This window comes from Microbacterium sp. JB110 (assembly GCF_003335195.1).
Classification (GTDB): Bacteria; Actinomycetota; Actinomycetes; order Actinomycetales; family Microbacteriaceae; genus Microbacterium.
Window position 1 is genome coordinate 99,010 of sequence record NZ_QPGM01000005.1, and the last position, 26,666, is coordinate 125,675.

Here is a 26,666-nt window from a genome sequence, read left to right on the forward strand (position 1 = left end):
TCGGCGCGGTGTGAACTACATTAGCGTGAACAACACGTGAAACGATTCAGGCACGTTCAGTGTCGCCCACCTCGAAGGAGAGGACCGTAGTGGTCGCCGAAGATCCCGCCCGCAGGAACACAGGTCCTGCGCTGGAGTTGGAGCGCGTCGTGAAGTCCTTCGGACCCGTCGTCGCCCTTCGCTCAGGAAGTCTGAGCCTGCACCGGAACTCCATCCATGCCCTGATCGGCGAGAACGGCGCGGGCAAGTCGACCATGGTGAAGATCATGGCCGGGCTCTACCGGCGAGACGCCGGCGAGTTCCGACTGCACGGCGAGAGCGTCGATTTCGCCAGCACAGCGCAGTCGAAGAACTCGGGGATCGCGGTGATCTACCAGGAGCCGACGCTCTTCCCTGACCTGTCGATCACCGAGAACATCTTCATGGGGCGCCAGCCCGTCAGCAGGTTCGGCCGGATCGACCGCAAAGCGATGCGCGTCGAGGTCGAGCAGATCTTCGCGCGTCTGGGCGTGGGGCTCGATCCCGACCGTCTCACCGAGGGCCTGTCGATCGCTGACCAGCAGATCATCGAGATCGCGAAGGCGATCTCGCTCGATGCGAGCGTGCTGATCATGGACGAGCCGACGGCCGCGTTGAGCGGCGTCGAGGTCGAGCGCCTCTTCACCGTCGCCCGCAGTCTGCGCGACGAGGGACGCGCGGTGATGTTCATCTCGCACCGCTTCGACGAGGTCTTCGCACTGTGCGACACGGTCACCGTGATGCGCGACGGCGCGTACATCGCAACGCAGCAGATCGCCGACACCACGGTCGACGAGCTCGTGCGCCAGATGGTCGGCCGCGACGTGACGGAGCTGTTTCCGAAGCAGGAGACCGCCGTGGGCGAGGAGCTGCTCAGGGTCGATGGGCTCACCAGCCCCGGCACCTTCCACGACATCTCCTTCAGCGTGCGCGCGGGCGAGATCGTCGCGCTGGCGGGGCTCGTCGGCGCCGGCCGCAGCGAGGTCGTGCGCGCGGTGTTCGGCGTCGACGGCTACGCGTCGGGCGCGGTGACGATGGGCGGTCAGACGGTGCCGCAGAAGAAGCCGACCGCGGCGATGCGTGCGGGGCTCGCGCTCGTGCCGGAGGACAGGCGCAAACAGGGCCTCATCGTCGACGCAACCGTCGGCGGGAACATCACCTCGGCCATCCGGCGCCGACTCGCCGCTTTCGGGCTGATCACAACCGGCATCGAGAACCGCGCGGCACGCGGGTGGGCGGCGAAGCTCGAGGTGAAGAGCCACGCGCTCGACACCGTGGCCGGTACGCTCTCCGGCGGCAATCAGCAGAAGGTCGTGCTCGCCAAGTGGCTGGCGACGAACCCGAAGGTGCTCATCGTCGACGAACCCACCAGAGGCATCGACGTCGGAACGAAGGCGGCCGTGCACGCGCTGCTCTCCGAGCTGGCAGGCGAGGGACTCGGCATCGTCATGATCTCGTCCGAGCTGCCAGAGGTGCTCGGCATGGCCGACCGCGTCCTGGTGATGCACGAAGGCCGGATCACCGCAGAGATCGACCGCGCGGACGCGACCAGCGAGAACGTCATGCACGCCGCAACTCACGCATCGGAGCAGCACTCATGACCACGACGGCCACCACGGCGCAGGGCGCGGCGAGCCTGAAGGCGATCTTCGGCGGCGGCCGCATGCGCGAGATCGGGATCCTGCTCGCACTCGTCCTGATCGTCGTCGCGGCGACGGCCAAGAACCCGAACTTCCTGTTCTCCGGTGACGGCTGGCGCGATCTGCTGGTGACGCCCGCACCGCTGCTGCTTGTCGCGGTCGGCCAGGCGATCGTCATCATCACCCGGAACGTCGACATCTCCGTCGGCTCGGTGATCGGCCTGACCGCCTACCTCACGGGGCGGCTCTTCGTCGACTTCCCCGGCATCCCGATCCCGCTGGTCGTCGTCGCAGCGCTGCTGTTCGGCGCGCTGCTCGGCCTCATCAACGGCATGCTGGTGTCGTTCGCGAAGGTTCCGGCGATGGTGATCACGCTCGGCACGCTGTACGCCTATCGCGGCATCAACGTGCTGTGGGCGGGAAGCGACAGAGTCAACGGCGCCGACATGCCGAAGGAGTTCCTCGGTCTCGGCACGGCGCAGGTCCTGTCGATCCCCGTGCTGACGATCGTCGCCATCCTGGTGCTCATCGTCGCCGCCTGGTACATGAAGAACATGCGCTCGGGTCGCGAGCTGTATGCGATCGGCTCCGATCCGGAAGCGGCGACGCTGTACGGCCTGAAGAAGACCAAGCGCGTGCTGACGGCGTTCGTGCTCTCCGGCACGCTGGCAGGGCTCGCCGGAGTGTTCTACGCGGCCCGCTACGGCACGATCGACTCGCAGGCCGCAGCCGGATGGGAATTCGACGCGATCGGCGCGGCCGTCATCGGCGGCGTGGCCATCGTCGGCGGCGTCGGCACCGTGTGGGGCGCGGCCATCGGCGCGTTCCTGCTGATGACGATCAACCGCGCGCTGCCGATCCTCGGCATCCCCGACTTCTGGCAGAAGGCCGTCGTGGGCGTGCTCATCATCGGCGCCATCGTGCTCGACCGCTTGCTGGCGCTCCGGCAGAAACGACGCCTCATCGAAGCGAGGGACGAATCATGACCACCTCCGCCCCCACGACGACGACCAACATCGTCCGGTTCGATCACGACCGTCCGCTGTGGCGCCGCACCCTGATGACGCGCGAGTCCGCGATCATCGGCCTGCTCGCGGTCGTGCTGATCGTCGCCTCGGTCACTGTGAACGGATTCGCCCAGCCGCTGACCTACAACTACCTGCTCCTCGACGTCGCCCCCATCCTGTTCATCGCGCTGCCGATGACGCTCGTGATGACCACGGGTGAGATCGACCTGTCGGTGGGCAGCATGGCGGGCCTTGCGAGCGTGACCACCGGCGCGCTCGTGCAGGGCGGCATGCCGTTCGAGGCAGCGGCCTTCATCGCACTCGTGGTCGGAGTGATCGGGGGAGCGTTCAACGGTTTCCTGGTCACCACCGTCGGTCTGCCGTCGCTGGCGGTCACCATCGGTTCGCTCGCACTGTTCCGCGGCATCGCCGTCGGCATGCTGGGAACGACTGCGGTCACGGAGTTCCCCGAGTACTGGACCGCGCTGGCCAAGGCGAAGCTCGCCGGCACTCAGATCCCGTGGGTTGTCATCCCGTTCCTCGTGCTGCTGGTGATCTTCGTGGTGCTGTTCCACTTCACGCCCTTCGGGCGAGGCATCTTCGCCGTCGGCCAGTCGAAGGACGCCGCGCACTTCTCCGGCGTGAACGTGAATCGCACTAAGTTCATCGTGTTCGTGCTCGCTGGTGCCGTGGCGGCGCTTGCCGGTGTCTACTACACCTTGCGCTACGGCAGCGCCCGAGGCGACAACGCGACCGGCCTCGAGCTGCAGGTCATCGCCGCCGTCGTGCTCGGCGGGGTGTCGGTGTTCGGCGGCCGCGGTCGGATCCACGGCGTCATCGCGGCCGTGCTGCTGATCGGTGCGCTCTCCAGCGCGCTGCGCCTGAGCGGCGTGACCAGCGACATCATCAACATCATCACCGGTGGCCTGCTGATCGTCTCGGTGGTGGGAGCCAGCTTGTTCGCCTGGGTGAAATCGAAGCGCTCCACCATCTCTCCCGCTCGAGTAGCGGCATCCCCGGCCTCCTGAGGCACCTTGCCGGGGCGCATGTCCCGGTGCAATCCACATGAAAGGAAAGACGATGAAGTTTTCTGTGAAGAGAGTGGCGGCCGGTGTGGCCGTGACCGCTGCGGCGGCGCTGGCACTGGCCGGATGCGCCGACACGAGCGGCGGGTCCGCCGGCGGCGAAGAGGGAGGCTCGACCTCCGGTGATCTGTCGGTCACGCTGCTGCCGAAGAACCTCGGCAACCCGTACTTCGACGCGTCCCGCGTCGGCGCCGAGGCCGCTTCGGAGGACCTGGGCGCCTCGTTCGAGGAGGTCGGCCCCACGGAGGCGACCCCCGACGGTCAGGTGAGCTACATCAACACGGCGGCTCAGCAGCAGCGCTCAGCGCTCGTGGTGTCGGCGAACGACCCGAACGCCATCTGCGACGCGCTGAATGAGGCGAGCGACGCCGGCGTGAAGATCGTCACCTTCGACTCCGACACGAATGCCGACTGCCGCGACCTGTTCATCAACCAGGCCGACGCCGCGGGCATCGCCAAGGTCCAGGGCGACCTGATCGCCGAGCAGATCGGTGAGGAGGGCCAGGTCGCCATCCTCTCCGCCGCCGCCAACGCGACCAACCAGAACACCTGGAACGATGCGTTCGAGACCTACGTCGCCGACACCTACCCCGACATCGAGATCGTCGACACCGTCTACGGCGATGACGACGACCAGACCTCGTACGACAGGACCGCTGCGCTGCTGCAGACGTACCCGGAACTGAAGGGCATCGTCTCGCCGACGACGGTCGGAAGCGCCGCCGCCGCGCGCTACATCTCGACCTCGGACGCCAAGGGCGAGGTCGCGGTCACCGGTCTCGGCACGCCGAACCAGATGCGCGAGTACGTCGAGGACGGCACCGTCGAGGCCTTCGCTCTGTGGAACCCGGAAGACCTCGGAACGCTGGCGACCTACGCCGCCGGCGCACTGGTCAGCGGTGACATCACCGGCGCCGAGGGCGACACCTTCGCCGCTGGCGACCTGGGCGAGTTCACGGTAGGCGCCGACGGCGTCGTGCTGCTGGGCGACCCGTTCGTCTTCGACGCGGACAACATCGGCGACTTCGACTTCTGAGTCGCCGTTCGGGCGCCCGGCCCAGGCACGGCCGGGCCGGGCGCCCGAACCACATCTTCTGGTGGTCAGCCGCCGACAGAGCGCGCAAAGATGCGCGACCAGGATCGCATTCGATCCGGATGTCGTTGCGCAACCACGACAGCAACCGACGCGGACGACCGCGTCGGTGAGTAAGAGCAGTTCCGTTCGAAGACGAAGGAGCATGTTGATGCGCGCATCGAAACGCGTAGTAGGAATCGCGGGCGCGGCGCTCGCGGCTGTGGTGGCCGGAGGGTTCGCCGCCCCCATCCTGTCGAGTGAGGAACCCGCGGCAGCAGCGAGCGCGGCATCGATCGACCCGAGCGAGTTCGCCGCGCCAGGAGTCGAGTACCGCCCAGGCGTGAGGTGGTGGTGGCCGGGAAACGGCGCCACGGAGCAGGCGCTGATCGAGCAGCTCGAGTATCTGCACGAAGAGGGTTTCGGAGCGGTGGAGATCGCGCCGTTCTCCAAGGCGTTCTGGACGGACGCCGAGACATCGTCACTCAACCCGCACATCCATGACGCCCTTGATGGCAGCTACGACGACGATCAGATCCTCGGCTACGAGAGTCCCGAGTACTTCGACAAGCTCGAAGCCGTGGTCAAGCGGGCGAACGAGCTGGGCATCACGGTCGACCTGAACATCGGCAGCGGCTATCTCGCCAACGACGACTCGATCGACGTCTCAGAGAGCCAGAGCAACCTCGCGCTCGGCCGGGCGACAATTCGCGTGGCAGCGGATGGCGCTGCAGAGCTTGTGAGCGGCGACGTCGATGTCGAAGCTGCGGACACAGAGATGAGCGTCGGGATCCCCGATGTCGAGGTCAGCCCGTTCTACGCGTCGGAGAAGTTCGGGCACGACTTCGGCGTCTGGAGTCCGGATGACGTCGAGCTGCGGGCCGTGGTGCTCGCGCCCGTCGACGGCACAAGCGGTGAGCTCACCGAGAACAACCAGGTGCTCTCGAGCGACTTCTCCTCGGTGAAGTCGTACGACGCGACGGCGGCGCTCGACCTCGCCGACGCCGTTGTGGTCTATCCGGAACCAGGCGACGAACAGTTCTCCATCGATCCGGAGACCGTCGGCGAGGGCGACTACGAGATCATCTCGCTGTACAGCCTTCCGACCGGATCGTTCGGTCTGAACTCGATCCTCACCAGCGGCGACACCGGTGAGCGCAACATGGTCGTCGACCACCTCGACCCGGATGCCGTCAGTTCGCTGGTGCACGGTTGGCTCGGCCAGGAGCGACTGCAGCAGATCGTCACGGAGAACGACGTGCGCGCAGGGTTCAACGACAGCTACGAGTTCTACACCGACGCGTTCTACAACGACAGGGTGCAGGACTCGGCGTCGTCGGAAGAGATCCTCGGCTACGACGTCACGCGGTTCGTCCCCGCGATGTACAACTTCTTCGGGGAGTCCTTCCTGATCGACGGCGCACCGACTGTGAAGGACGAGTATGCCGAACTCGGCATGAACGACTTCACGGGCAGCTTCTTCGGACCGTCCGGTCCCGCACTGATCGAATCGGGGCTGACGGAGGACGAGGCTGAGCGGGTCGAATACGACTACGGCCGCCTCGTGAACGAGGCGCTGCTGTCGGGTATGGGCGCCTTCTCGGACTCGTTGGGCGACTTCGGCATGGTGTACCGCCAGCAGGCATACAACCCGCCCGTCGACACACTCAAGTCGGCCGAACTGGTCGACATCCCGGAGACCGAAGGCCTCGACGAGTACAGCCTGAAGCGCGTGGCATCCGGTGCGCACCTCTATGGCAGGAACCTCGTCACGAGCGAGGTGTACACGCTGGGCTCGACTCCGTTCACCGTGACGCCCGACTTCATCAAGCAGGGCTTCGATCTGATGGCGACCAGCGGCGTGAACAACTTCTTCTACCACGGGCTGAGTGCGACGTACTTCGGGAACGAGAACCCGGACTTCACCTCCGACGACGATCTCTTCGGCGAGGAAGGCTGGCGCGCGTGGCCGACGATCGGCGTCGAGATGGCCGAGACCAACCCGATGCACGAGTACTTCGGTGAGATGAACGCGTACGCCTCGCGGGCGAACTACCTGATGCAGTCGGGTTCTCCGAGCGGCGACGTGGCGATGTATATGCCGCTGTTCGGCAGTCTGGAGGAGACGGAGACGGTCGCCGCGCTGCAGTCGCGAGGCGTGCAGTGGGACGCGATCAACGACGACACTATTCAGAGCGGCCTGTCGTGGAACGGCGAGCAGCTCGTCGCGAACGACGGGGCGATGACCTTCGACTCGTTGATCGTCGAGTCGGATTCGGTGCCGTTCGAGACGATGACGGCGCTGCGCGATCTCAGTGACGCCGGGGCTCCGATCCGGATCATCGGCGAGGCTCCCGCGTCGCAGCCGAGCTACGCGGGCGGCGCCTACGAAGCGCTGGACGCACAGGTCGCCGATGTGGCCGCGGAACTCGGTGACCCCGTCTCCGCAGATGCCGCGGCCGATGAGGCGATCGGCGGCGCCCCGATCTCGTTCGACAGCAGCGAGAACCTGCGTTCGGCCCGTCGCACGCTCGACGACGGCGGAGAACTCGCCTACGTGCGCAACACCGCGCTCGATGAGTCCACGACGGTGACCGCACACGTGGCGGGCGGCTTCGACGAGTGCTTCTGGCTCGACCCGGCCTCCGGCGACATCCATGAGGCCGATGTGATCGACGGGTCGTCCTTCACGCTCACGGCGGGCGGCGCGGTCGCTCTCGTGTGCGGTGCCGCAGGGCAGACGTTCGACAATGCGGACGTGTCCGCGGGTCTGCCGGACGTCATCGAGTCCGAGACCCTGCCGGCGTCCATCGGCATCGACGGCTTCCGCCTCACTGTGGAGGCCGACAATCTCGGCACGAACGTTCCGGGTGAGGTGGAATCCCACACGTACGAGGGAGCGGGCGTCCTCGGTTCCTGGGCAGACGATGAGGTCGCCAGCGGCGATCTGACACACGTCACGTCGAAGGGCACCTACCGCGCTACCTTCGACGTGGCGAATGCCGATGCGATCACCGGCGATCGCGCCATGCTCGATCTGGGCGAAGTGCACGACGCCGCGACCGTGCGGATCAATCCGGGCACGGAGCACGAGCAGGAGTTCCAGCTCTTCGCGTCGCCGTTCCGAGCCGACATCAGTGAGGCTCTGTTCACTGGTGAGAACGTGATCGAGATCGACGTGCAACCGGTGAAGAACAACCGACGCGTCGGGCTGGCCGACGCGTACGCGGCCGATCCGGAGCAGTACCCGCAGTATCAGTCGTACCCGGCGTTCCACGGCAGCGATGAACTGATGCCAGCCGGCCTGGTCGGCCCCGTGACGGTTGCCGTCCCGGAAGGCGCCGACGTTCCATCTGGAACTGACGGTGGAACGGATGGCGACACCGACGGCGGAACGGACGGCACCGCTGACGGAGGAACCGACGGCACATCCGACGGCGACGCCACGGACGGGTCAGGTGGCACGGACACCGGCACGGACGGGGCGACCGACGGCGGTGATGCGTCAGGTGACGACGACCTCGCGGTGACGGGTGGGACGGTCGCGCTGGGCGTGATCGTGCTCGCGGTCATCCTGCTCGCCGGCGGTGCGCTGATCGTGTCGCGGCGCCGCAGGGCAGCCGACGCAGGCGGTGACGAGACCGTCTGATCACCCGCGAATGAAGGCGGTGCGCCTGGCTCTCCAACGGAGGCCAGGCGCACCGCCTTTCATCGTCTCGGCTGCGCCGGGCGAGCTCTTCGCCGGCGATCGCGGCGCGCCCCGCCCCCGCTCGCCGCGCATCGGAACCGCCCGCGGGGAAGCTCAGCCCGCCGTCTCCGCGGGGTGTTCAGACGCGGCCGAGCATCGCCTCGTTGAGGATGGTGCCGCCGAGGCTCCAACCGCCGTCCGCTACCTCTTCGAGGATGACGAGCGTGGTCGGTCGGGCGCGTTCGCCATAGACATCGACGATCGCGTCGGTGACGGCGTCCTGCAGCTTCTTCTTCGATTCCGCGGTGAGGGTGCCCGCGGGAACCTTGAGGTTGGCAAAGGGCATGCTTGTTCCTTTCGATTGCGACCCAGATGGGTCAGGGGCAGGGAGGGGAGACCGGAGGATCAGACCATGCCGCCGTTGGCGCGGATGGTCTGGCCGTTCACCCAGTGGCCGTCTGCGCTGGCGAGGAAGGCGACGACGCCTGCGACGTCCTCCGGTGTGCCGAGCCGCTCGAGCGGTGCGATCTTCGCCAGGGTGTCGATCTGCTCCTGCGTCTTGCCTTCCAGGAACAGGTCGGTGCCGGTGGGTCCGGGGGCGACGACGTTCGCGGTGACATCCCGGCCACGGAGCTCTTTGGCGAGGATCAGCGTCATGCCCTCGACGGCGCTCTTGCTGGCCGCGTATGCGCCGTAGGCGGGGAACTGCGTCCCCACGACCGACGTCGACATCCCGACGAACGTGCCTCCTTCGCGGAGGCGACGAGCCGCCTGCTGCGCGACGACGAAGGTCCCCCGGATGTTCGTCCGGTGCAGCGCGTCGAGCGCGTCGAGGTCCTGGTCGGCGATCGTGGAGAGCGCCAGGCGTCCGGCGGAGTTGACGACGACGTCGATGCCCCCGAGCTCTCGCTCAGCACGGTCGAACATGGCCGCGACCGCGCCATCGTCAGCGACATCGGCCTGAACAGCGATCGCGCGACCGCCTGCCGCCGTGATGGCCTCGACCGTCTCGGCCGCGGCGGCAGTGCCGCCGACGAAGTTCACCACAACGGCGAAGCCGTCGTCGGCGAGGCGGATGGAGATGGCGCGCCCGATGCCACGGGACCCACCCGTGACGATCGCAACGCGCTGTATGGAGTCGCTCATGAGATGTCCGTTTCGCTGATACAAGGCGAACGTTTCGCCGCTATGGAATCAACGTAGCACAGATACGCGCGGTGATATGGAATCGAATAGAATCGGGGTATGGCACAACCAGATGACGATATCCGCGCCGCACTGCTCGCCGCAGCGGAGGCACAACTGGTCGCGTCGCTCGACAGCGACATCGCCACCCGAGCCGTGTGCGAAGCGGCCGGGGTGACGCAGCCGGTGCTGTATCGAATCTTCGGCGACAAACGCGGTCTGCTGGACGCGCTCGCCGACGCCGGTCTCGAGCGCTACGCAGCCAGGAAGGCCGAACTCGAGGTGACCGACGACCCGGCCGAAGACCTCCGACGGGGATGGGACGATCACCTCTCCTTCGCCCAAGAGCACGCAGCGCTCTACCAGTTGATGTTCGCGCCGCGCCCGTGGGCGAGCAGTCGAGCACGCGACGGAGTGATCGAACTGCTGCGCAGAACGCTTTCCCGTTGCGCCGCCGCCGGCGTGCTGCGCGTGGAGATCGATGTGGCGCAGGCGATGCTGCTCGCGGCCAACGTCGGACTGGCGCTGAATCGCATGGCCGACCCTGCGTCCTACGCTGCGACAGGTGTCTCCGACGCTCTCCGAGACGCCGTGATGGGATCCGTCCTGGACGACGACGGATCCCAGCGGGGTCAGGAGGATGCGGGTGCGGCCGCTCGCCGGCAGATTCGTGCACAGCTCCGGATGGACCCGCCGAGCGCGCTCTTGCCCGAGGAGACCGCACTCATGACGCTCTGGCTGAACCGCCTCGACTGAGCGGGCGAGAGAATCGGGGCCGGCCGCTACTCCCCGCTCGCCCCGCCGCGCTGGTCGGCGAGGTTGAACACCTCGCGCAGCCCGGTCGCGGCCTGGTCGGCGCGGCCGCCGAGGTCGACGAAGAACTCCTGCATCGACTCCTCCCACTTCGCGGCGACGGGCGAGGCAGCGAGGTATGCCTGTGATGCCTCGTCGTCGTCCGTCTCGTAGTAGCCGATGAGGCGCCCTCCGCCGGCGAGGAACAGCGAGTAGTTGCGCCGGCCGGAGGCCGCGATCTCGTCGAGCATCTCCGGCCACACGGGGGAGTGCCGCGCGATGTAATCGTCGATCATCTCCGGCCGGATCCGCAGCTCGAAGCAGACGCGGGTGGGGGTGCTCATTGCGGGGACCTCTTTCGTGAGTTCAAGAGTGCGCTTCGGCTGGAATGACGGGGTCAGAACAGCCGAAAGGCACTCATGAAGCCGGCGGGCTCAGGCCGGCGGCGGGGTGAGCGGCAGGCCGCGCGCGACCGCGGCCGACGCGGCGAGCCACGCGCGCTGCGTCGTGGGGCTCAGCGCGCGCACGTGCAGCTGGGAGGCACCCATGGCCGGATCGAACGGGATGCGCACGACGTCGCGCACGAGGTCGGCGTACCCCTGCTCGATGCGACGGATCTCGGCCGGTGTCGTCTTCTCGTCCGACTGGCTCACGACCGCCACCGCGTTCCGCGCCAGGGCGGCGGAGCGCTCGTCGCGATCGGCCAGCGCCTCCAGCAGCAGCGCGCCGGCTTCGGCGTGCTCGGCACGCGACGACGTCGCCACCACGAGCTGGTCGGTGTGGTCGATCATCCGCAGCCACATCGGGTCGGACTCGTCGTTGCCCGAGTCCATCACGATGAGCCGGTAGTACTTCGCCGCCACGGAGTGCACGCGGTCGACGTCACCGCTCGAGACGCGCTGCTGGCTCGCCAGTGCCATGGGCTGCGAGCGGAGCACGTCGTAGTGGTCGCGCGACTGGTGGTGCACGAAGCGGGCCAGCTCTGCAGACTGCGCGTCCGACGACAGCAGGCGCTCGGTCTCTGGCAGCAGGTCGTGCAGGGTCGCATCGTGCGGCCCCTGCTCCGTGCGCCATCCGAGCGTGCCTCTGGTCTGGTTGTTGTCCCACGCGAGCACGCCGGCGCCTCCGTGCCGGGCGAACATCGCAGCGGTCAGGATCGTGGTCGGCGTCTTGTTCGCCCCACCCTTGCCGTTCACAACGGCGATGGTGCGCGGGCCGGTCCACTGCTGCGCGACGGTCACGCGGTCCTCGCGCTCGCTGCGCTCCACGGAGCCCGGGCCGACCTTCACGCCGGCGCGGACGAGGAAGCCGCGCCATCCGCGCGTGGCCGGGTCCTCTGAGCTCTCGGTCTGGATGAACGACGTGCGCCCCTGCGGTGAGATCGGCCGTGCCCCAGGCAGTCCCGGTTCGGGGGCAGCGGGCTGGCCGAGTGGCAGCGGGGTCGGCTCAGCCGACTCGGGCGCCGCGACCGCGGCCTCACTGGTCTCGGCTCCCGCGACACCGGGCGCCGCAGGCACGGTCGCGCGGTCGGTGCCGTCGGCCTGAACGTGTGTCGCAACCGTGTCGGCGGTTGTGGCGTCCTCGTCGATGACCGGCACGTGGCTGGTGCGTCGCGGTCCGGTCGATGAGTCGCCGGGCTCCGCGTGGGGGAGCACTCCGGGAACAGCATCGATCACGCTGCCGGGAGCCGAGCCGACGACCGCTTCGAGGCCGGAGGCCTCGTCGGTCGGCGCCGGCTCGTCCGCCGTGTCGACCTTGCCGTCGGGGTGCACGATCAGGGGCCACGTCGCATCCGGCTCCTCGACGGTCACCCGCACGGGGCGCTGCAGCTTCTGCGCGTTCTCCGCGCAGAAGCGCACGACCTCGCGCCGCGCGTCCTCTGCACTCTCCGCCGTGATCCGGTGCTCGGTGTCGTTGAGCGTGACGACGCCGGAGCCCGAGTCGTCGATGCGTGCGGAGATGGCGGGCCACATGGGCACGTATTGCATGGAGAAACCCCCTGAAACGGATCCCGCAGCGAGCGGGTGGATGCCTCACAACAGCCTAGTTCGTGCGGGACGGGAACCTGGGAACGCACGCGCGAGGGTTTGGAGCCGTCACGCGGCCCACCGTCATTGCTGAAACGAAAGAAGTACAAGTTTTGCAACCGGAATCGGCAGTAAGAGCCCCTTCGAAGTTCGTAGCCTCTCAACAAGCGGATCTCAAAACACCCGAGCCGCGCGAGACGAAGGAGCGCCATGAACGCGTACGAGGACGAACAGCACGCCTGGGCCGCGCGCGAGGAACTCGCGGAGCGGATGATTCCGGTCATCGGCAGGCTGTATCGGGCGAACGGCACCGTCGTGTCCATCCACGGGCGCCGCCTGATCGGGTGCTCCCCGATCGACATCCTCAAAGCGCACCGATTCGCCCGGCTTGCCGGTGACGACGTGCTCGACCCGGCGAAGACCCTCGCGGTGCTCGAGTCGCTCGACGCACTCGGCCTCGGCGCGGCGTCGATCGATGTCGCCAGGCTCGTGCAGCGTTTCGACGCCGGGAGCGGGTCGTACGAGCCCCGGGCGCTCGCAGACTTCCTGCGTGCGGAACTGGCCGAGGTGGTGGGGGCGGAGCCGCCGGGCCCCACCGACGTCGTGCTGTACGGCTTCGGCCGGATCGGGCGCCTCGTCGCGCGGATCCTGATCGCGCACGCGGGGCGCGGCTCCGGCCTGCGACTGCGGGCGATCGTCGTGCGCTCGGGAGGCGACAAGGATCTGCGAAAGCGTGCGAGCCTGCTGCGCCGCGACTCGGTGCACGGCTCGTTCGACGGCTCGATCGAGGTGGACGAGAAGAACCAGACCATCCTCGCCAACGGCACGCTCATCCGGGTCATCTACTCCGATGATCCGGCAGCGATCGACTACACCGAGTACGGCATCGACGGAGCGATCGTGGTCGACAACACGGGCAGGTGGCGCGATGAGGAGGGGCTCGGCCGGCACCTGCGGGCACGCGGCGTCGCGCGCGTGCTGTTGACCGCACCGGGGCGCGGCAGCATCAGGAACATCGTGCACGGCATCAACAGCGACGGGATCGAGAAGGGCGACCGGATCCTGTCGGCGGCCTCGTGCACGACGAACGCGATCACGCCGGTGCTGGCGGCCCTCGACGAGGAGTACGGCGTCGAGCGAGGCCACGTCGAGACGGTGCACTCCTTCACGAACGACCAGAACCTGATCGACAACTTCCACTCGGGCGACAGGCGGGGCAGGGCGGCGACGCTGAACATGGTGATCACCGAGACCGGTGCCGCGAAGGCTGTCGCGAAGGCGCTGCCGCAGCTCGCCGGGCGCCTGACGGGATCGGCGATCCGGGTGCCGACACCTGATGTCTCGCTCGCGATTCTGAATCTGAAGCTCGACAGAGCCGCGTCGAAGGCCGAGATCAACGCCTTCCTGCGCAGGACGAGTCTCACCTCGAAGCTGCGTCAGCAGATCGACTACATCGAGTCGCCGGAGGTCGTCTCCACCGATTTCGTCGGCAACAACCGCGCAGGCATCGTCGACGGACTCGCCACGCTCGCCGATGGCGACGAGAACGTGGTGCTCTACGTCTGGTACGACAACGAGTTCGGATACTCGAACCAGGTGGTGCGCGTGGTCGAGAAGATGGCCGGCGCCCACCCGATTCAGCTGCCCGAGCGCGACGCGGTCGCCCACGAGGAGGTCCCCGTCGCCCAGACCGTGTGACGATGCTTCGCCGGATCCGGCCTCGCTCAGTTAATCTCTATTCGGATGAGGAGGACCGGTGGGACGAAACGCAGACGCGATCGCCGAGGGCGAGGCAATCGCTGTGTCTGCGGCACGCCTCGAGTTGAAGAACCGCATCCTCGTCACCACGATCGCCGCTGACGCGAACTTCGACACCGACCGGTTCATGCCGCAGGCGCGCGAGGTCGTCGAGCGGCTGGCCGTCGAATCGGAGCAGGCGGCAGAAGCGCTGCGGCGGCTGCGCAAGCGGGCGTGGGGGCGGCACTCGCAGTCCCACGGCACGCACGACTACCGCGACAAGGACGTGCGCAATCTGCGACGGCGGGCGAAGCAGTCGATCGGCGTCGCCAAGCGGCTGCGCGAGCTGCTCGACGACACCGATCGCATGCGCGGGGTCATCGAGAAGGCGCGCGATGCGGCATGGCAGGACGTCAGGTCGAACATCGACCGCCGCCTCAACATCGAGGCGATGCGCCCGGACGAGGATCCGGACTACGACCGGATGCGCGAAGCGCGAATGCAGGCGCTCCGCCTCGTCGACCTGCAGTCGCTGGCCTCGCAGATGCGTGCGAAGAAGAAGGCCGCGGGCGCCGACGGCGACGATCCGGATGACGAGAGTCCGGATGGCGGGGCCGAGGAGGGCGGGCGCGGCTGAGCAGGCCGCAGAGTCGGCGCCACGCCCGGGGTGCGGTTCGGGCACGGCGCGATTTCACACGTCGCGGAGTCGTGGGTTATGATCGTTGGGTTGCTTCGGCAGCAGCGCCAAGCGCCTGTAGCTCAATGGATAGAGCATCTGACTACGGATCAGAAGGTTGGGGGTTCGAGTCCCTCCAGGCGCACGTCATCTGAAACGGCTTCCGCATTCGCGGGGGCCGTTTCTGCGTTGCGATTGCTCCGTTGCATGATCATCCTCGCACCATACGCATTCTCCCGTGGGCGAACCACCGTCGGTGTCCCGTGCAGGTGGGGCGCCTCCCGCGTCAGCCCGTCACTCGGCGGGCGAAGTCGAGTGCGGGGTCCAACACGGTGTCGAGCGAGTCGAGACCCTTCCACATGTGGGTCGCGCCTGGCACGATCGTCAGTTCGACTTCGGCTCCCGCGGCACGGAGAGCGTCGGCGAGCAGCTCGCTCTGCGCCGGTGGGACCCATTCGTCGTCCGCACCGTGCGCGATGTGGAACGGGGGCGCGTCGGCGTGCGCCTGCCTGGCCGGGCTCGCAGCCGTGGCCAGCTCGACGTGCTCGTCGATCGGCCCGCCCACGAGCGACTCCTCGCGCGTCGGGCGCTCGTCATCCGGGCCCGGCTTCGGGAACGCGAGCAGGTCGGTGGGCGCATACCAGCACACGGCACCTCGCACTCCCTGCTGGCGGTCGAGGCCGGCCAGCGCCGCCAGGTGACCGCCGGCTGACTCTCCCCACACGATGATCCTGGTGGCGTCGATGCCGTGCTCCGCACCGTGTGCGCGCACCCAGTCCAGCGCGGCTCGCACGTCGTCGAGCTGTGCGGGGAAGATCGCCTCACCCGTGAGTCGGTAGTCGATCGAGGCGACCGCGAACCCGGCGTCGACGATGCGGCCGCGACCGGCCGACTCCTCGAACCCCGGCACGAACATCTTCCGGCTTCCCACGCGCCATCCGCCGCCGTGGAAGCACACCACGACCGGCACGGGGCCCGTCGCATCCGGCACGACGAGATCGAGCGACAGCGGCCGGAATCCGGATCGAGAGGAGAACGCGACATCGCGGAGCACAGCACTCATGCCGACAGCGTATCCCGCCGCGCACCGCTGCCGAGATGCGCATGTTTCGTCGAGATGCGCCGCTTTGGACGCCTTTTTGGGCGAAAGGTGCGCATCTCGCGAGCCGGATGTCGGCATCCGGAGCCGTCCACGTGCCGGCGTTCCTCGCACAGGCGACGGGTGCGGGAGCGGTCACTTCCCGCGAAGCTTGTTCGTCAGGGTGAACAGAGTCGCGAGCTCGTCGTCGCTGAGCACGCTCATCTTCTCGGCGATGTGGCGACCGTGCTGTGTCGCGACGGCGCGGAAGGCGCGGGCGCCGGCAGCGGTCGCCGTGATGAGCGAGCCGCGCCCGTCCTCGGGATCCGAGCACTTGGACAGCAGGCCCTTCGCGACCATCCGGTCGACGAGGCGGGACACGCTGGGCTGGCTGATCAGCATCCGGACCGTGACGTCTCGCAGTCGAGCCGTCATCTCCGGCGCCCGTGTCACGGTGAGGAGTACGTCGTACTCCGCCTGGGAGAGTTCGGAGCCGCGGAAGTCTCCCTCGATCGACTCGAAGATCTCGTGCTGGGCACGGAAGAGGCTCTCCCACGCCTCAACAGCAGCTTTTCGATCCGTCACGTATTCAAGAGTATGCGAAGTGCAGCCGTTTCATCCTTCCGATGTCGGACGTCGTCGCAGAGGTGAGTAAGATCGGGTCCGGCCGTAGCCCAACTCAACGAGGAAGCAGCGCTGTGACCGGGAACCTCTCAGTCCCATCCGGAGTCGAGCTCGGGGCGGGAGTCGTGAAGCGACAGACTCGGATGCCCGACGGGCGAGAGCTCATCTACTTCGACGACGCCGATACGCAGCTGCCGCCGGAGCGCCGTGCAGACGAGCGCGCGCTCGATCCGCGCCCGGAGACCGCGTCGATGCGCCGCGATGTGCTCACCGGTGACTGGGTGTCGATCGCGGCCGCTCGTCAGAACCGCGCGCACCTGCCGCCGGCCGACCTGGATCCGCTTGCGCCGCAGACGGACACGAACCCGTCAGAGATTCCGGATCAGTACGACGTGGCCGTCTTCGAGAACAAATCTCCGTCGTTCGGTCCCGCGCTCGCGGAGGCCACGGGCGATGCTCCGGCGGGCGAGAACGCCCCTGGCGACCTCGATGCACCTGGCATCAGCCGCACCTTCACCTCGATCGGCCGCTGCGAGGTCGTCTGCTTCAGCCCGGAGCGCGCCGGATCGTTCGGTACCCAATCGCGCTCGCGCGCCCGCACGGTGATCGAGGCGTGGGCCGATCGCACCGCCGCGCTGTCGACGCTGCCCGGTGTGAAGCAGGTGTTCCCGTTCGAGAACCGGGGTGAGGCGATCGGCGTGACGCTGCACCACCCGCACGGCCAGATCTACTCTTACCCGTACATCACTCCGCGCACGCAGTCGCTGCTGCGGTCGATCGAGCGTGAGGGCGGCGACCTGTTCGACCGGATCCTCGAGTTCGAGCAGGCCGGCCCCCGCGTCGTGCTCGAGGCCGAGCACTGGCTCGCGTATGTGCCGTTCGCCGCGCGCTGGCCCGTCGAGGTGCACCTCGCACCGCGCCGCCACGCCGCCGACTTCACCGAGCTGACCTCCGCTGAGCGCGACGAGCTCGCCGGGGTGTACCTGCGTCTGCTGCGCGGCGTCGATCGGGTCTACGACACCCCGACGCCGTACATCGCCGCATGGCATCAGGCGCCGGTGGGCGTCGCGCGCGATTCGGCGCGACTGCACCTGGAGCTGACGTCGCCGCGCCGCGCCGCCGACAAGTTGAAGTTCCTCGCCGGCAGCGAGGCCGCGATGGGCGCGTGGATCGGCGACGTGCCGCCCGAGCAGTCCGCCGAACGCCTGCGCGAGGCGGTCGCGAGCGTCGAGGACCCGGCATGAGCGCGATCGACGACGCCCGCGGCCTGCTCGCCGGGCTCGGCGCCGGCGATCCGCTTGGCGTGTGGTCGTCGGCCGGGCGGGCGAACCTGATCGGCGAGCACACCGACTACAACGAGGGCTTCGTGCTGCCCTTCGCCATCGACCGGCGCACCTACGCTGCCGTGGCCGAGCGGAGCGACCGGATGATCCGGGTCGCGTCCACATTCGATCCGGATCCCGTCGAGGTCGATTCCGCGGCGCTGGCCGAGCTGTTCGCGGGGGAGCCTGGCGCCGCCGTCGCGCGCGGCGACGTGCCGGAGTGGGCCGCTTATCCGCTGGGCGTGGCATGGGCCGCGCTGCGCGGCAAGCCGGCACCGCGCGGGCTCGACATCGCGATCGCCTCGGACGTGCCGGTGGGCGCCGGATTGTCGTCGTCTGCGGCGATCGAGGGCGCGGCGGCTGCCGCGTTCGACGAGCTGTGGAGCCTCGGTCTCGCGCCGATCGACCAGGCGAAAGTCGGCCGCACCGCCGAGAACGAGGCCGTCGGGGCGCCGACCGGGATCATGGACCAGGTGTCGTCGATCATGGGCCGCACCGACGCGGCGACCTTCCTCGACTGCCGCACGCTCGACGTCGAATCGGTCGATCTCGGCTTCGCGAGGGAAGGCCTCGAGGTGCTGGTGATCGACACCCGCGTCGCGCACTCGCACGCCACCGGCGGCTACCGCGACCGGCGCGACGCCTGCGAGCGCGCCGCAGCCGCCATGGGAGCACCGGCACTGCGCGACGTCGCCGTGAGCGACCTCGACCGAGCCGCGGAGCTGATGGACGAGGTCACCTTCCGCCGGGCGAAGCACATCGTCACCGAGAACGCGCGCGTGCTCGACACGGTGCGGGCGCTGCGCGAGTCGGGGCCGCGCGCGATCGGCGAGCTGCTGCTGGCCTCACACGCCTCGATGCGCGACGACTTCGAGATCTCCGTTCCCGAGCTCGACATCGCCGTCGACACCGCGATGTCGGCAGGGGCGATCGGAGCCCGGATGACCGGAGGTGGCTTCGGCGGCGCGGCGATCGCGCTCGTCGAGCACGACCTGGTCGACGAGGTCTCCTCCCGTGTCGCCGCGGCTTTCGCTGAGGCCGGCTTCGGCGCTCCGCGCACCTTCACCGTCCACCCCTCCGACGGCGCCCACCGCGACGCCTGACCTGCGCGGCGACCGGCCGGGCGCCGGCGCCCGGCGCAGCAGTGGAACCGCCGTTCCGGTGTGGCGAACTGCGCCACCGGCGCTGCCCATCCGGTTCAAGTGTGCGGAAGTGCGGCAAACGTCGGGTCTTGCCGCAATCTGCCACACCTGAGTGGTGTCTGAGGGCTGGGCGTCGGCCCGGTATCGTGGCCGCACTGGATGAGGGAGGATCCGCAGTGGTGCAGACGGGAAGATCTCTGGCGAAGAGACCGTTCATTCGACGAGCCGCGGCGGCGTTCGCCGTGGCGGCCTGTGCCCTGTTCGGCGTGCTTGCGCCCGCAGTCTCCGCAGCCGGCGCACCAGAGTCGAGCGCGGCGATATCCGGGTCCGTTTCTGCCGTACCTGCCGGCGTCAGCTCTGCTTCCGTCGACGACTTCGAGTTCGAGAGCCTGCACACCGAGTTCGACGTGTCGCGCGACGACGAGGGAGTCGGCGTCGCCACAGTCACCGAGACCTTCGTCGCGCAGTTCCCTTCCGCGCAGAACCGCGGAATGGTCCGCGCCATCCCTGAGACCTCCTTCGGCGCCCCCACGCATCCGACGATCGTCTCCGTCACCGACGGAACGGGCACCCCGCGGGACTACGAGACCGAATCGGAGGACGGCTATCTGGCGATCACCTCCGCCGTCCCTGAGGGCGAGTTCGCCGAGGGGCAGCAGACCTACGTCTTCACCTACACGATCGACAATGTCGGGCACCCGATGGAGAACGGTCTCGATGAGTTCTACTGGGACATCAACGGCGAGGAATGGGTGCAGCCGTTCCGCGGGGTGAGCGCGACGGTGACGATCGCTCCGGATCTCGCGACCGAACTCACCGGCGACGCGCGCTGCTACATCGGCACGGACGGTGACGAGTGCGGCATCTCGAGCGCGGAGGAACCGGATGGGACGGTGACCTTCGAGACGGACACCGTTGCCGCGGCACCGTATGAGAGCGCGACCGCGGCGATCGGGTTCGCATCCGGCACCTTCACACCCTTCGACAGCTCCCCATTCGCGTCGCTCTGGGGCTGGGCCGCGCTGGTCGGTGCGCTCGGTTCCGTGGCGACGCTCGTCTGGGCGATCGTGGCCCGTCGCACCGTGCTGAGGGACTCGCCAGGGCGCTTCACGATCATCGCGGAGTACGACCCTCCGCCCGGCATCGACGCCTTCGCGGCCAGGCGGTTCGTCGCCACGAGTCTCGACAAGGCGATCTCCGCTGAGCTTCTCGAGCAGGCGGTCCGCGGATCGGTGCGGATCATCGAGCAGCCGGCGGTCAAGCGTCACAAACCGAAGCTGGCCGCGGAGCTGATCGATCCGAGCCTCGCCGATGAGAACGGAACCAGGCTGCTGCGTGCGCTGTTCGGACAGACCCTCCCGGTCGGCGCGGTCTATTCCTTCGGCGCACACGACTCACGCCTGTCGAAGGCGATCTCGAGTCTGAATTCCGAGACGGCGAAGGCGAGCCGGCGTCTGTACCGCAGGCCGTTGCCGCGCGGGCCGATCTTCGCGGTCGTCTGCGCCGCGATCGTCTCAGCTGTTGTCGCGGTCGTCGGCGGAGCGCTCGCGCTGTCAGGCTACGTGTCGCCTGCGCTTCCTGTGACGGCGCTCGTCGTCGGGATCGTCGTCTCCTTCGCCGCGCTCGTGGTGGTCGCCAAGCATCCGCTCAACGGGTCGGGCGCCGAAGTGCGAGATCATCTCAAAGGCCTCAAGCTGTTCATCGAGGTGGCAGAGGAGGACCGGATCCGGACGCTGCAGTCACCGTCGGGGGCGCAGCGACGCCGCATCGATCCGAACGACCCTCGCCAGCTGCTGCACCTGTACGAGGAGCTGCTTCCGTTCGCCGTCCTGTTCGGCCTCGAGAAGCAGTGGACCGACCGTCTCGCTCTGATGTACACCGACGCCTCACCGTCGTGGTGGGCAGGCGCCGGGGCGTTCCACGCCGCGTCGTTCTCCGCGGGCGTCGGCTCGTTGTCGTCGACTGTTTCGACCTCCAGCTCGTCCGGCGGCTCAACCGGAGGCGGCTCCGGCGGCGGTGGAGGCGGCGGCGGAGGAGGAGGCGGCGTGTAGCGGCCCACCCGTTCGGGTGTGCCTAACTGCGCCATCGGCGTCGGGCATCCGGTTCGGGTGTGCGGATGTGCGGCAAACGTCGAGCCTTGCAGCACTTTGCCACACCGGAGGGGGCGAGGGCGTCTCCGGGGCGGGACGGGCTCCCGGGGTGGCGGGCTTCGGCGCAGCCCGTTCGGGTGTGCCTAACTGCGCCATCGGCGTCGGGCATCCGGTTCGGGTGTGCGGATGTGCGGCAAACCCTGAGCCTTGCCGCACTCTGTCACACCGGAGCGACCACCCACGGCCTCACCTCGAGACGATCGCCTGCACCAGGGCCTCGGCGGTGGCGCGCTTGGTGCCTGAGGCGTCGGCGATGATCCGGTCGTCGGAGCCGACGATGAGCAGCCGGTTGTCGTCGCGCTCGAAGCCGGCGTCCCATCCGACCTCGTTGGCGGCGAGCAGGTCGGCGCCCTTGCGGCGGCGCTTGGCGATCGCCCGCTCGGCCAGGCTGACGCCGTCATCCGGGGTCTCGGCGGCGAAGCCGACGATCGTCTGCCCTGGACGCCTGGCTGCCACGACCCCGGCCAGCACATCCGGCGACTCGACCAGCTCGATCCGGAGCGGCCCAGACGCCTCCTCCTTGCGCAGCTTCTGCTGCGCCACCTCCGGCAGCCGGTAGTCGGCGACGGCAGCGGCCATCACGACCACGTCGGCCGACGGCGCCGCCTCGGAGACCGCGCGCTCGAGTTCGTCCGTGGTGCTCACAGTCACGATGCGGATCTGCGCGTGCGCCGATGCCTCGGTGAGTACTGCCCAGTCGACGTTCGCCGCGATCAGCGTCACCTCGGCCCCGCGCCTGGCGGCAGCGAGGGCGACCTCGGTGCCCTGCTTCCCGCTCGAGCGATTGCCGATGAAGCGCACCGGATCGAGCGGCTCGCGGGTGCCGCCCGCCGTCACGAGCCATGTCCCGGATGCCGCGCCGTCCGTCCCCCGATGCAGCTCACGGCCGACGGCCTCGTGGATCTGCTCCGGTTCGGCCATCCGGCCGGGACCCGTGTCACCGCCGGTGAGCTCGCCCGCCACGGGGCCGACCATGTGCACACCGCGCGAGGTGAGCGTGTCGACGTTGGCCTGCGTCGCCGGGTTCTGCCACATCTCCGTGTGCATCGCAGGCGCGATCAGCACCGGCGCGGACGTGGCCAGCAGCGTCGTGCCGAGCAGATCGTCGGCGAGGCCCGAAGCCATCTTCGCCATCGTGTTCGCGGTCGCCGGCGCGATGACCACCAGATCGGCGCGCTGCCCGAGCGATACGTGCCGCACGCTGGCGACGTCGTCGTGCACGCTCGTCGTCACGGGGTTGCGGCTGATCGCCTCCCACGTCGGCAGGCCGACGAACCGCAGCGCGTCTTCGGTCGGCACCACGTGCACGTCGTGTCCGTCCTTCACGAGCAGCCGCACGAGCTGCACCGACTTGTACGCGGCGATCCCGCCTGTCACACCCACGACGACGAACATGGCTCCATTGTGTCAGCGCGGGCGGCATCCGGGGCGGGCAGCGGACTGAGAGGGCGAACCTGCCCGCGCAACCTCGTACGCTGGAGTCGATACCCATGTGCACCGTCGTCATCCGCGTGCCCGAGACCGTCGGCACCCCCATCAGCCTGCTCGCCGTGCGCGACGAGGATCCCGCCCGACCCTGGAACCCACTGGGTCGGTGGTGGCCGGATGATCCGGATGTCGTGGGCGTACAGGATCGCCTCGCCGGTGGGGCGTGGATGGCGGCTCGAGGCGGGAGGCTCGCGGTCACGCTGAATCGCCACGGCGATCCGGACCTGCCGCCGGAGCGCATCGTCTCGCGCGGTTCGCTCGCCGTCGACGCCGCGGCAGGCCGCCCGCAGCCCGACACGCACGCTATGCGCGGGTTCAACCTCGTGACCATCGCCGACGGCGCCGCGCGGGTGACGTCGTGGGACGGCATCCGGATGAGCGGGGAAGAGATCCCGCCCGGAACGCACATGCTGGCGCACCACGACCTCGACGACCCGCGCAGCGAACGCATCACGGCCTGGCGCGACGCCTTCGCCGATGCCGAGCTCGGCGCCGGCGGCGACTGGTACCTGCCGTGGATCGACCTGCTCGAACGCACCTCCGAGGTCGGACCCACCGACGACCGCGCCATCGTGCGCGACAACCGCCCGCTCGGCTACCCGACGTTGTCGACGCTGGCGTGCGTCGCGCGGATCACGCCGGGCACCGCCGACGTGCAGTACGCGGAGTTCGATGCGCCTGGACAGTGGGCGCCGCTGAGCTTCGCCTGAGCGGCGCCCCTGCCGCACGAGCCACGTCCACCGGCCACAGGCATCCGGATGATCCGGCCCGCGAGAGGGGTGACTTGGCTCGCGAAATGCGCACTTTTCGTCCGAAAAGGTGTCAAGAACGGCGCATCTCGACGAAAAGTGCGCATTTCGGCAGCGGGGCAATGTCAGGGGGCGGCGAGGAACTCCTCGAGGCGGGTCTGCTCCTCGGCCGGCATGCCGTAGGTGTGCTCGGGGGCGGGGTATCCGGAAGACCGGACGTCGTCGGCGAATGATGCGACGCCGGTGATCATCCGCTCGCGCAGCTCGTCGTAGCGCTTGACGAAGCGTGCGGGGGCGCCGTCGTGGATGCCGAGCAGGTCGTGGAAGACGAGCACCTGCCCGTCGACGTCCGCGCCGGCGCCGATGCCGATCACCGGAACGCGCAGCCGCGGTGCGATCGCGGCGGCCGCGGCTGCAGGCATCGCCTCGAACACGATCGAGAAGCATCCGGCGTCTTCGAGTGCGCGGGCCGCGTCGAGCACGGACAGCGCCTCCTCGGCGGTGCGCCCCCGCGCGCGGAAGCCGCCGCCTGACGCCGCCGTCTGCGGCGTCAGGCCGACGTGGCCCATCACGGGAATGCCGGCGCGCACGATCGCCCGCGCCCGCTCGACCGACGGCCCGCCGCCTTCGAGCTTGACGGCATCGCACCCGGCCTCTTTGACGAAGCGCTGTGCGGTCGCCACGGCGTCGGCATCGGAGGCTTCGTAGGAGCCGAACGGCAGGTCGCCGACCAGCAGCGGCCGGTGTGCACCGCGGCGGGCGGCGCGGCACAGCACGAGCATCTCGTCGACCGTGACGGGCACCGTGCTGTCGTAGCCGAGCACCGTCATCGCCCCGGAATCGCCCACCAGCACCACATCGACGCCGGCGGCATCGGCGATGCCCGCGCTGGGGTAGTCGTAGGCGGTCACCATCACGATGCGCTCGCCGCTCGCCTTCATCCGAGCGAGGTCCGCGATGCCGATGCGCTCGCCGCGGGGCGCGTGCGTGCTCACGCCGATGCCCTGAGCAGCCGGTCGACGGCGTCGTCGACGGTGATGATCTCGTTGCGGCGCCCGACGTGCACGACGCGCGGCTCGTACTGTTCGAGGTCGCGCTCGTCGTATTCGGCGTAGGAGACGACGATGATGGTGTCACCTGAGTGCACCAGACGAGCCGCCGCGCCGTTGACCTGCATCGCGCCGGATCCCCGCTCGCCCAGAAGCGCGTAGGTCTCGAAGCGGGCGCCGTTGTCGATGTCGAGCACGTGCACCTGCTCGTGCGGCAGGATGTCGGCTGCCTCGAGCAGATCGGGGTCGATGGTGATCGAACCGACGTAGTTCAGGTCGCTGCCGGTGATGGTGGCGCGATGGATCTTGGACTTCAGCATGGTGCGGTGCATCAGCGGTCTCCTTCCAGGATGCGGTTGTCGATGAGGCGTGCGGTGCCGACGCGTGCGGCGACGGCCAGCAGGGAACGGTCGCCGATCTCGTCGAGCGCGCCGAGGTCATCCGGGTCTCGCAGCTCGACGTATTCGGGGTCGATGCCCGCGCCGACGAGCACGCCGCGGGCCGCCGCGAGCACGGGCCCTGCGCGGCGCTCACCGGATCGGACGAGTGCCTCGGCGGCGTCGAGGGCGCGGTTCAGTGCGGTGGCCTGCTTGCGCGATGCCGCGTCGAGGTAGGCGTTGCGCGAACTCATGGCGAGGCCGTCCGGATCCCGCACGATCGGGCAGGCCTCGATGCGCACCCGGATGTTCAGATCGCGCACCATGCGGCGCACCACGACCACCTGCTGGGCATCCTTCTGGCCGAAGTAGGCGGAATCCGGGGCGACGATGCCGAACAGCTTTGCGACCACCGTGGCGACGCCGTCGAAGTGACCGGGCCCGCGGACCGCACCGCAGAGCACGTCGGTGACCCCCGAGACGTGGACCGTCGTGGCGAAGCCGTCGGGGTACACCTCGCTCGCGGGCGGGGCGAGCAGAACGTCGGCACCGGCCTCGCGGGCCAGCCGCGCATCGCCCTCCTCGTCGCGCGGGTAGGAACCGAGATCCTCATTCGCGCCGAACTGGGTCGGGTTCACGAACAGCGACACGACGACGAGCTCGTTCTGCGCCCGAGCGGCGCGGATGAGGGAGAGGTGCCCCTCGTGGAACGCGCCCATCGTCGGCACGAGTCCGATCGACCCGCCTGAGGCTCGCGTCTCCGACACGGCCGTGCGGATCTCTGCGATCGTTCTGATGATCTTCACGCGGCCTCCTCGGTCATCCGGTGAGTGCTGGCGCACATCGCGTCGAAGAGCTCCGGCACACCGGGGACATCGGCGATCGCCGCGCGCTGGCGCACCACGGTGCCGTCGTCGCCGCGTGCGATTGGGCCGGTCAGTGCCGCGGCACCGTGTTCCGTCCAGTTGTCGACCGTGCGCCGGATGAGCGGTGCGAGCATGTCGCGCGCGCTGACTTCGTCGATTCCGGCCGCCCCGGCCGCCCGGGCGGCGGCTTCCTCGAGGGTGACGAGGAAGTTCGAGGCGATGCAGCATGCCGCGTGATAGGCGGCACGGTGCTCATCGGCGATCTCGAAGGACCTGCCGCCGAGAGCATCGACGAGCATGCTGGCCGCCTCCCTGCCGGCGGGATCGTGGGCCGCGACGGCGCACGCAAGGCCGGAGAAGACATCCGGATGCTCGTCGCCCGTGAAGGTCTGCACCGGATGCAGCCCGAAGTCGACGTCGTCGATCGGCGTGGCCCCCGAGGTGTGACCGACGATGCGCGCACGCCCGGCGACGGCCGCGGCCGCGCGGGGGATCTCCGCATCCGTGACGCACAGCAGGGCGATGTCGGCACGCGGAACCGATTCGCCGCGACCGGTGGGCCCGAGCGCGTCGACACCGGCGGCGCGGAGGGCGCGGGTGATCACGCCGCCGAGTCGGCCGTTGCCGACGACGGCGACGCGGAGGTCTGCGAGTGCGAAGGAATGGGTGCTCATGGGGTGCTGCGCGTTCGATGCGCGCGGGATGAGTATCCAGCTGTCAGCGCACGCCATACAAATCCGGGATCAAAGTGACAAGTGCACAAGGGCACAATGCGTGCGTAACGTTCTTCTCTTCCTCGAAGTGCATGGCATAACGCTCCCGCGCTCCTCGCGCCTATCCGCTCCGGCGTCGCAGGAGGGCAGAGCCGCGTTCGTCTGCGTCGAACGCGGGGAT

Annotated in this window: 23 protein-coding genes and 1 tRNA gene; 13 read left to right on the forward strand and 11 right to left on the reverse strand. The window is 68.8% G+C overall.

Features of this window, described 5'->3' with window-relative positions; translation table 11 throughout:
• Positions 1 to 89: 89 nt before the first annotated feature.
• The 5 genes from CIK77_RS10335 (at position 90) to CIK77_RS10355 (ending at position 8,471) form a co-directional block, all read left to right on the forward strand.
• Positions 90 to 1,619 (forward strand): sugar ABC transporter ATP-binding protein, encoded by a 1,530-nt coding sequence (locus tag CIK77_RS10335; protein ID WP_087054227.1) that lies wholly within the window; start codon positions 90 to 92, stop codon positions 1,617 to 1,619.
• Entirely contained in the window at positions 1,616 to 2,644 is a 1,029-nt protein-coding gene (locus CIK77_RS10340; RefSeq protein WP_087054228.1) for an ABC transporter permease, read from the forward strand. The genes CIK77_RS10335 and CIK77_RS10340 overlap by 4 nt, the downstream gene beginning before the upstream one ends.
• Positions 2,641 to 3,693 carry an ABC transporter permease gene (locus tag CIK77_RS10345; protein ID WP_087054229.1) on the forward strand — a complete coding sequence of 351 codons (1,053 nt, stop codon included), beginning with the start codon at positions 2,641 to 2,643 and terminating at the stop codon, positions 3,691 to 3,693. Before CIK77_RS10340 ends, CIK77_RS10345 begins: the two co-directional genes overlap by 4 nt.
• A gap of 52 nt (positions 3,694 to 3,745) precedes the next feature.
• Positions 3,746 to 4,786, forward strand: coding sequence for a rhamnose ABC transporter substrate-binding protein (rhaS, locus tag CIK77_RS10350; RefSeq protein ID WP_087054230.1), 1,041 nt, complete (start codon positions 3,746 to 3,748; stop codon positions 4,784 to 4,786).
• Between the two features lie 208 nt (positions 4,787 to 4,994).
• A complete protein-coding gene (locus tag CIK77_RS10355; protein WP_170934077.1) occupies positions 4,995 to 8,471 on the forward strand; it encodes a glycosyl hydrolase in 3,477 nt (1,158 codons plus the stop codon).
• A gap of 178 nt (positions 8,472 to 8,649) precedes the next feature.
• Here CIK77_RS10355 and CIK77_RS10360 read toward each other — a convergent pair whose 3' ends face one another.
• A complete protein-coding gene (locus tag CIK77_RS10360) occupies positions 8,650 to 8,856 on the reverse strand; it encodes a tautomerase family protein (protein ID WP_087054232.1) in 207 nt (68 codons plus the stop codon).
• A 59-nt stretch (positions 8,857 to 8,915) separates the two neighbouring features.
• Entirely contained in the window at positions 8,916 to 9,656 is a 741-nt protein-coding gene (locus CIK77_RS10365; RefSeq protein WP_087054233.1) for an SDR family oxidoreductase, read from the reverse strand.
• A 99-nt stretch (positions 9,657 to 9,755) separates the two neighbouring features.
• Here CIK77_RS10365 and CIK77_RS10370 point away from each other — a divergent pair, with 99 nt between their 5' ends.
• A complete protein-coding gene (locus tag CIK77_RS10370; RefSeq protein ID WP_087054234.1) occupies positions 9,756 to 10,451 on the forward strand; it encodes a TetR/AcrR family transcriptional regulator in 696 nt (231 codons plus the stop codon).
• 26 nt (positions 10,452 to 10,477) lie between these two features.
• Here the strand turns inward: CIK77_RS10370 and CIK77_RS10375 are convergent, their stop codons facing one another.
• Together CIK77_RS10375 and CIK77_RS10380 are read right to left on the reverse strand one after the other, a co-directional pair.
• Entirely contained in the window at positions 10,478 to 10,831 is a 354-nt protein-coding gene (locus CIK77_RS10375) for an L-rhamnose mutarotase (RefSeq protein ID WP_087054235.1), read from the reverse strand.
• A 90-nt stretch (positions 10,832 to 10,921) separates the two neighbouring features.
• Positions 10,922 to 12,475 (reverse strand): MinD/ParA family ATP-binding protein, encoded by a 1,554-nt coding sequence (locus CIK77_RS10380; RefSeq protein WP_087054236.1) that lies wholly within the window; start codon positions 12,473 to 12,475, stop codon positions 10,922 to 10,924.
• 249 nt (positions 12,476 to 12,724) lie between these two features.
• Here CIK77_RS10380 and CIK77_RS10385 point away from each other — a divergent pair, with 249 nt between their 5' ends.
• The 3 genes from CIK77_RS10385 (at position 12,725) to CIK77_RS10395 (ending at position 15,072) form a co-directional block, all read left to right on the forward strand.
• Entirely contained in the window at positions 12,725 to 14,212 is a 1,488-nt protein-coding gene (locus CIK77_RS10385) for a glyceraldehyde-3-phosphate dehydrogenase (protein WP_087054237.1), read from the forward strand.
• A 58-nt stretch (positions 14,213 to 14,270) separates the two neighbouring features.
• Positions 14,271 to 14,888 carry an asparagine synthase gene (locus tag CIK77_RS10390; RefSeq protein ID WP_181861408.1) on the forward strand — a complete coding sequence of 206 codons (618 nt, stop codon included), beginning with the start codon at positions 14,271 to 14,273 and terminating at the stop codon, positions 14,886 to 14,888.
• A 111-nt stretch (positions 14,889 to 14,999) separates the two neighbouring features.
• Positions 15,000 to 15,072 (forward strand) — tRNA-Arg (locus CIK77_RS10395).
• A 141-nt stretch (positions 15,073 to 15,213) separates the two neighbouring features.
• Here CIK77_RS10395 and CIK77_RS10400 read toward each other — a convergent pair.
• On the reverse strand, positions 15,214 to 15,990 hold the full coding sequence (locus CIK77_RS10400) for an alpha/beta hydrolase (RefSeq protein WP_212647449.1): 777 nt from the start codon (positions 15,988 to 15,990) through the stop codon (positions 15,214 to 15,216).
• A gap of 171 nt (positions 15,991 to 16,161) precedes the next feature.
• Positions 16,162 to 16,590 (reverse strand): MarR family winged helix-turn-helix transcriptional regulator, encoded by a 429-nt coding sequence (locus CIK77_RS10405; protein ID WP_087054238.1) that lies wholly within the window; start codon positions 16,588 to 16,590, stop codon positions 16,162 to 16,164.
• Between the two features lie 182 nt (positions 16,591 to 16,772).
• Here CIK77_RS10405 and galT point away from each other — a divergent pair, with 182 nt between their 5' ends.
• From galT to CIK77_RS10420, 3 genes are all read left to right on the forward strand, one after another.
• Complete coding sequence (gene galT / locus CIK77_RS10410; protein WP_249268505.1) at positions 16,773 to 17,873, forward strand: galactose-1-phosphate uridylyltransferase; 1,101 nt, start codon at positions 16,773 to 16,775, stop codon at positions 17,871 to 17,873.
• On the forward strand, positions 17,870 to 19,054 hold the full coding sequence (gene galK / locus CIK77_RS10415) for a galactokinase (protein ID WP_087054240.1): 1,185 nt from the start codon (positions 17,870 to 17,872) through the stop codon (positions 19,052 to 19,054). Before galT ends, galK begins: the two co-directional genes overlap by 4 nt.
• A 215-nt stretch (positions 19,055 to 19,269) precedes the next feature.
• The gene (locus CIK77_RS10420) at positions 19,270 to 21,144 is read left to right on the forward strand and encodes a DUF2207 domain-containing protein (RefSeq protein WP_170934078.1); all 1,875 of its coding nucleotides are present in this window, start codon (positions 19,270 to 19,272) and stop codon (positions 21,142 to 21,144) included.
• 285 nt (positions 21,145 to 21,429) lie between these two features.
• On the opposite strand, the gene coaBC is transcribed toward CIK77_RS10420, so the two are convergent.
• Entirely contained in the window at positions 21,430 to 22,638 is a 1,209-nt protein-coding gene (gene coaBC, locus CIK77_RS10425) for a bifunctional phosphopantothenoylcysteine decarboxylase/phosphopantothenate--cysteine ligase CoaBC (RefSeq protein ID WP_087054242.1), read from the reverse strand.
• A 95-nt stretch (positions 22,639 to 22,733) separates the two neighbouring features.
• Between coaBC and CIK77_RS10430 the strand changes: the two genes are divergently transcribed.
• Positions 22,734 to 23,441: an NRDE family protein gene (locus CIK77_RS10430; protein ID WP_087054243.1), complete on the forward strand. Its 708-nt coding sequence runs from the start codon at positions 22,734 to 22,736 to the stop codon at positions 23,439 to 23,441.
• Between the two features lie 164 nt (positions 23,442 to 23,605).
• On the opposite strand, the gene panB is transcribed toward CIK77_RS10430, so the two are convergent.
• From panB to CIK77_RS10450, 4 genes are read right to left on the reverse strand one after another with little or no spacing between them, the layout of a single operon-like run.
• A complete protein-coding gene (panB, locus tag CIK77_RS10435) occupies positions 23,606 to 24,475 on the reverse strand; it encodes a 3-methyl-2-oxobutanoate hydroxymethyltransferase (protein ID WP_258861467.1) in 870 nt (289 codons plus the stop codon).
• The gene (gene panD, locus CIK77_RS10440) at positions 24,472 to 24,861 is read right to left on the reverse strand and encodes an aspartate 1-decarboxylase (RefSeq protein WP_087054244.1); all 390 of its coding nucleotides are present in this window, start codon (positions 24,859 to 24,861) and stop codon (positions 24,472 to 24,474) included. The genes panB and panD overlap by 4 nt, the downstream gene beginning before the upstream one ends.
• Entirely contained in the window at positions 24,861 to 25,712 is an 852-nt protein-coding gene (gene panC, locus CIK77_RS10445) for a pantoate--beta-alanine ligase (protein ID WP_087054245.1), read from the reverse strand. Before panC ends, panD begins: the two co-directional genes overlap by 1 nt.
• Complete coding sequence (locus CIK77_RS10450) at positions 25,709 to 26,446, reverse strand: DUF2520 domain-containing protein (protein ID WP_087054288.1); 738 nt, start codon at positions 26,444 to 26,446, stop codon at positions 25,709 to 25,711. Before CIK77_RS10450 ends, panC begins: the two co-directional genes overlap by 4 nt.
• Positions 26,447 to 26,666 lie beyond the last annotated feature (220 nt).

Excerpts from the sequence above, each read along its gene's own strand:
- panD (WP_087054244.1), bottom strand. The coding sequence starts at position 24,861 with ATGCACCGCACCATGCTGAAGTCCAAGATCCATCGCGCCACCATCACC.
- galK (WP_087054240.1), top strand. The coding sequence starts at position 17,870 with ATGAGCGCGATCGACGACGCCCGCGGCCTGCTCGCCGGGCTCGGCGCC.
- CIK77_RS10365 (WP_087054233.1), bottom strand. The coding sequence starts at position 9,656 with ATGAGCGACTCCATACAGCGCGTTGCGATCGTCACGGGTGGGTCCCGT.
- galT (WP_249268505.1), top strand. The coding sequence starts at position 16,773 with ATGCCCGACGGGCGAGAGCTCATCTACTTCGACGACGCCGATACGCAG.
- CIK77_RS10400 (WP_212647449.1), bottom strand. The coding sequence starts at position 15,990 with ATGAGTGCTGTGCTCCGCGATGTCGCGTTCTCCTCTCGATCCGGATTC.
- CIK77_RS10380 (WP_087054236.1), bottom strand. The coding sequence starts at position 12,475 with ATGCAATACGTGCCCATGTGGCCCGCCATCTCCGCACGCATCGACGAC.
- coaBC (WP_087054242.1), bottom strand. The coding sequence starts at position 22,638 with ATGTTCGTCGTCGTGGGTGTGACAGGCGGGATCGCCGCGTACAAGTCG.
- CIK77_RS10340 (WP_087054228.1), top strand. The coding sequence starts at position 1,616 with ATGACCACGACGGCCACCACGGCGCAGGGCGCGGCGAGCCTGAAGGCG.
- CIK77_RS10430 (WP_087054243.1), top strand. The coding sequence starts at position 22,734 with ATGTGCACCGTCGTCATCCGCGTGCCCGAGACCGTCGGCACCCCCATC.
- rhaS (WP_087054230.1), top strand. The coding sequence starts at position 3,746 with ATGAAGTTTTCTGTGAAGAGAGTGGCGGCCGGTGTGGCCGTGACCGCT.
- CIK77_RS10360 (WP_087054232.1), bottom strand. The coding sequence starts at position 8,856 with ATGCCCTTTGCCAACCTCAAGGTTCCCGCGGGCACCCTCACCGCGGAA.
- CIK77_RS10450 (WP_087054288.1), bottom strand. The coding sequence starts at position 26,446 with ATGAGCACCCATTCCTTCGCACTCGCAGACCTCCGCGTCGCCGTCGTC.
- CIK77_RS10355 (WP_170934077.1), top strand. The coding sequence starts at position 4,995 with ATGCGCGCATCGAAACGCGTAGTAGGAATCGCGGGCGCGGCGCTCGCG.
- CIK77_RS10375 (WP_087054235.1), bottom strand. The coding sequence starts at position 10,831 with ATGAGCACCCCCACCCGCGTCTGCTTCGAGCTGCGGATCCGGCCGGAG.
- CIK77_RS10345 (WP_087054229.1), top strand. The coding sequence starts at position 2,641 with ATGACCACCTCCGCCCCCACGACGACGACCAACATCGTCCGGTTCGAT.
- CIK77_RS10385 (WP_087054237.1), top strand. The coding sequence starts at position 12,725 with ATGAACGCGTACGAGGACGAACAGCACGCCTGGGCCGCGCGCGAGGAA.
- CIK77_RS10370 (WP_087054234.1), top strand. The coding sequence starts at position 9,756 with ATGGCACAACCAGATGACGATATCCGCGCCGCACTGCTCGCCGCAGCG.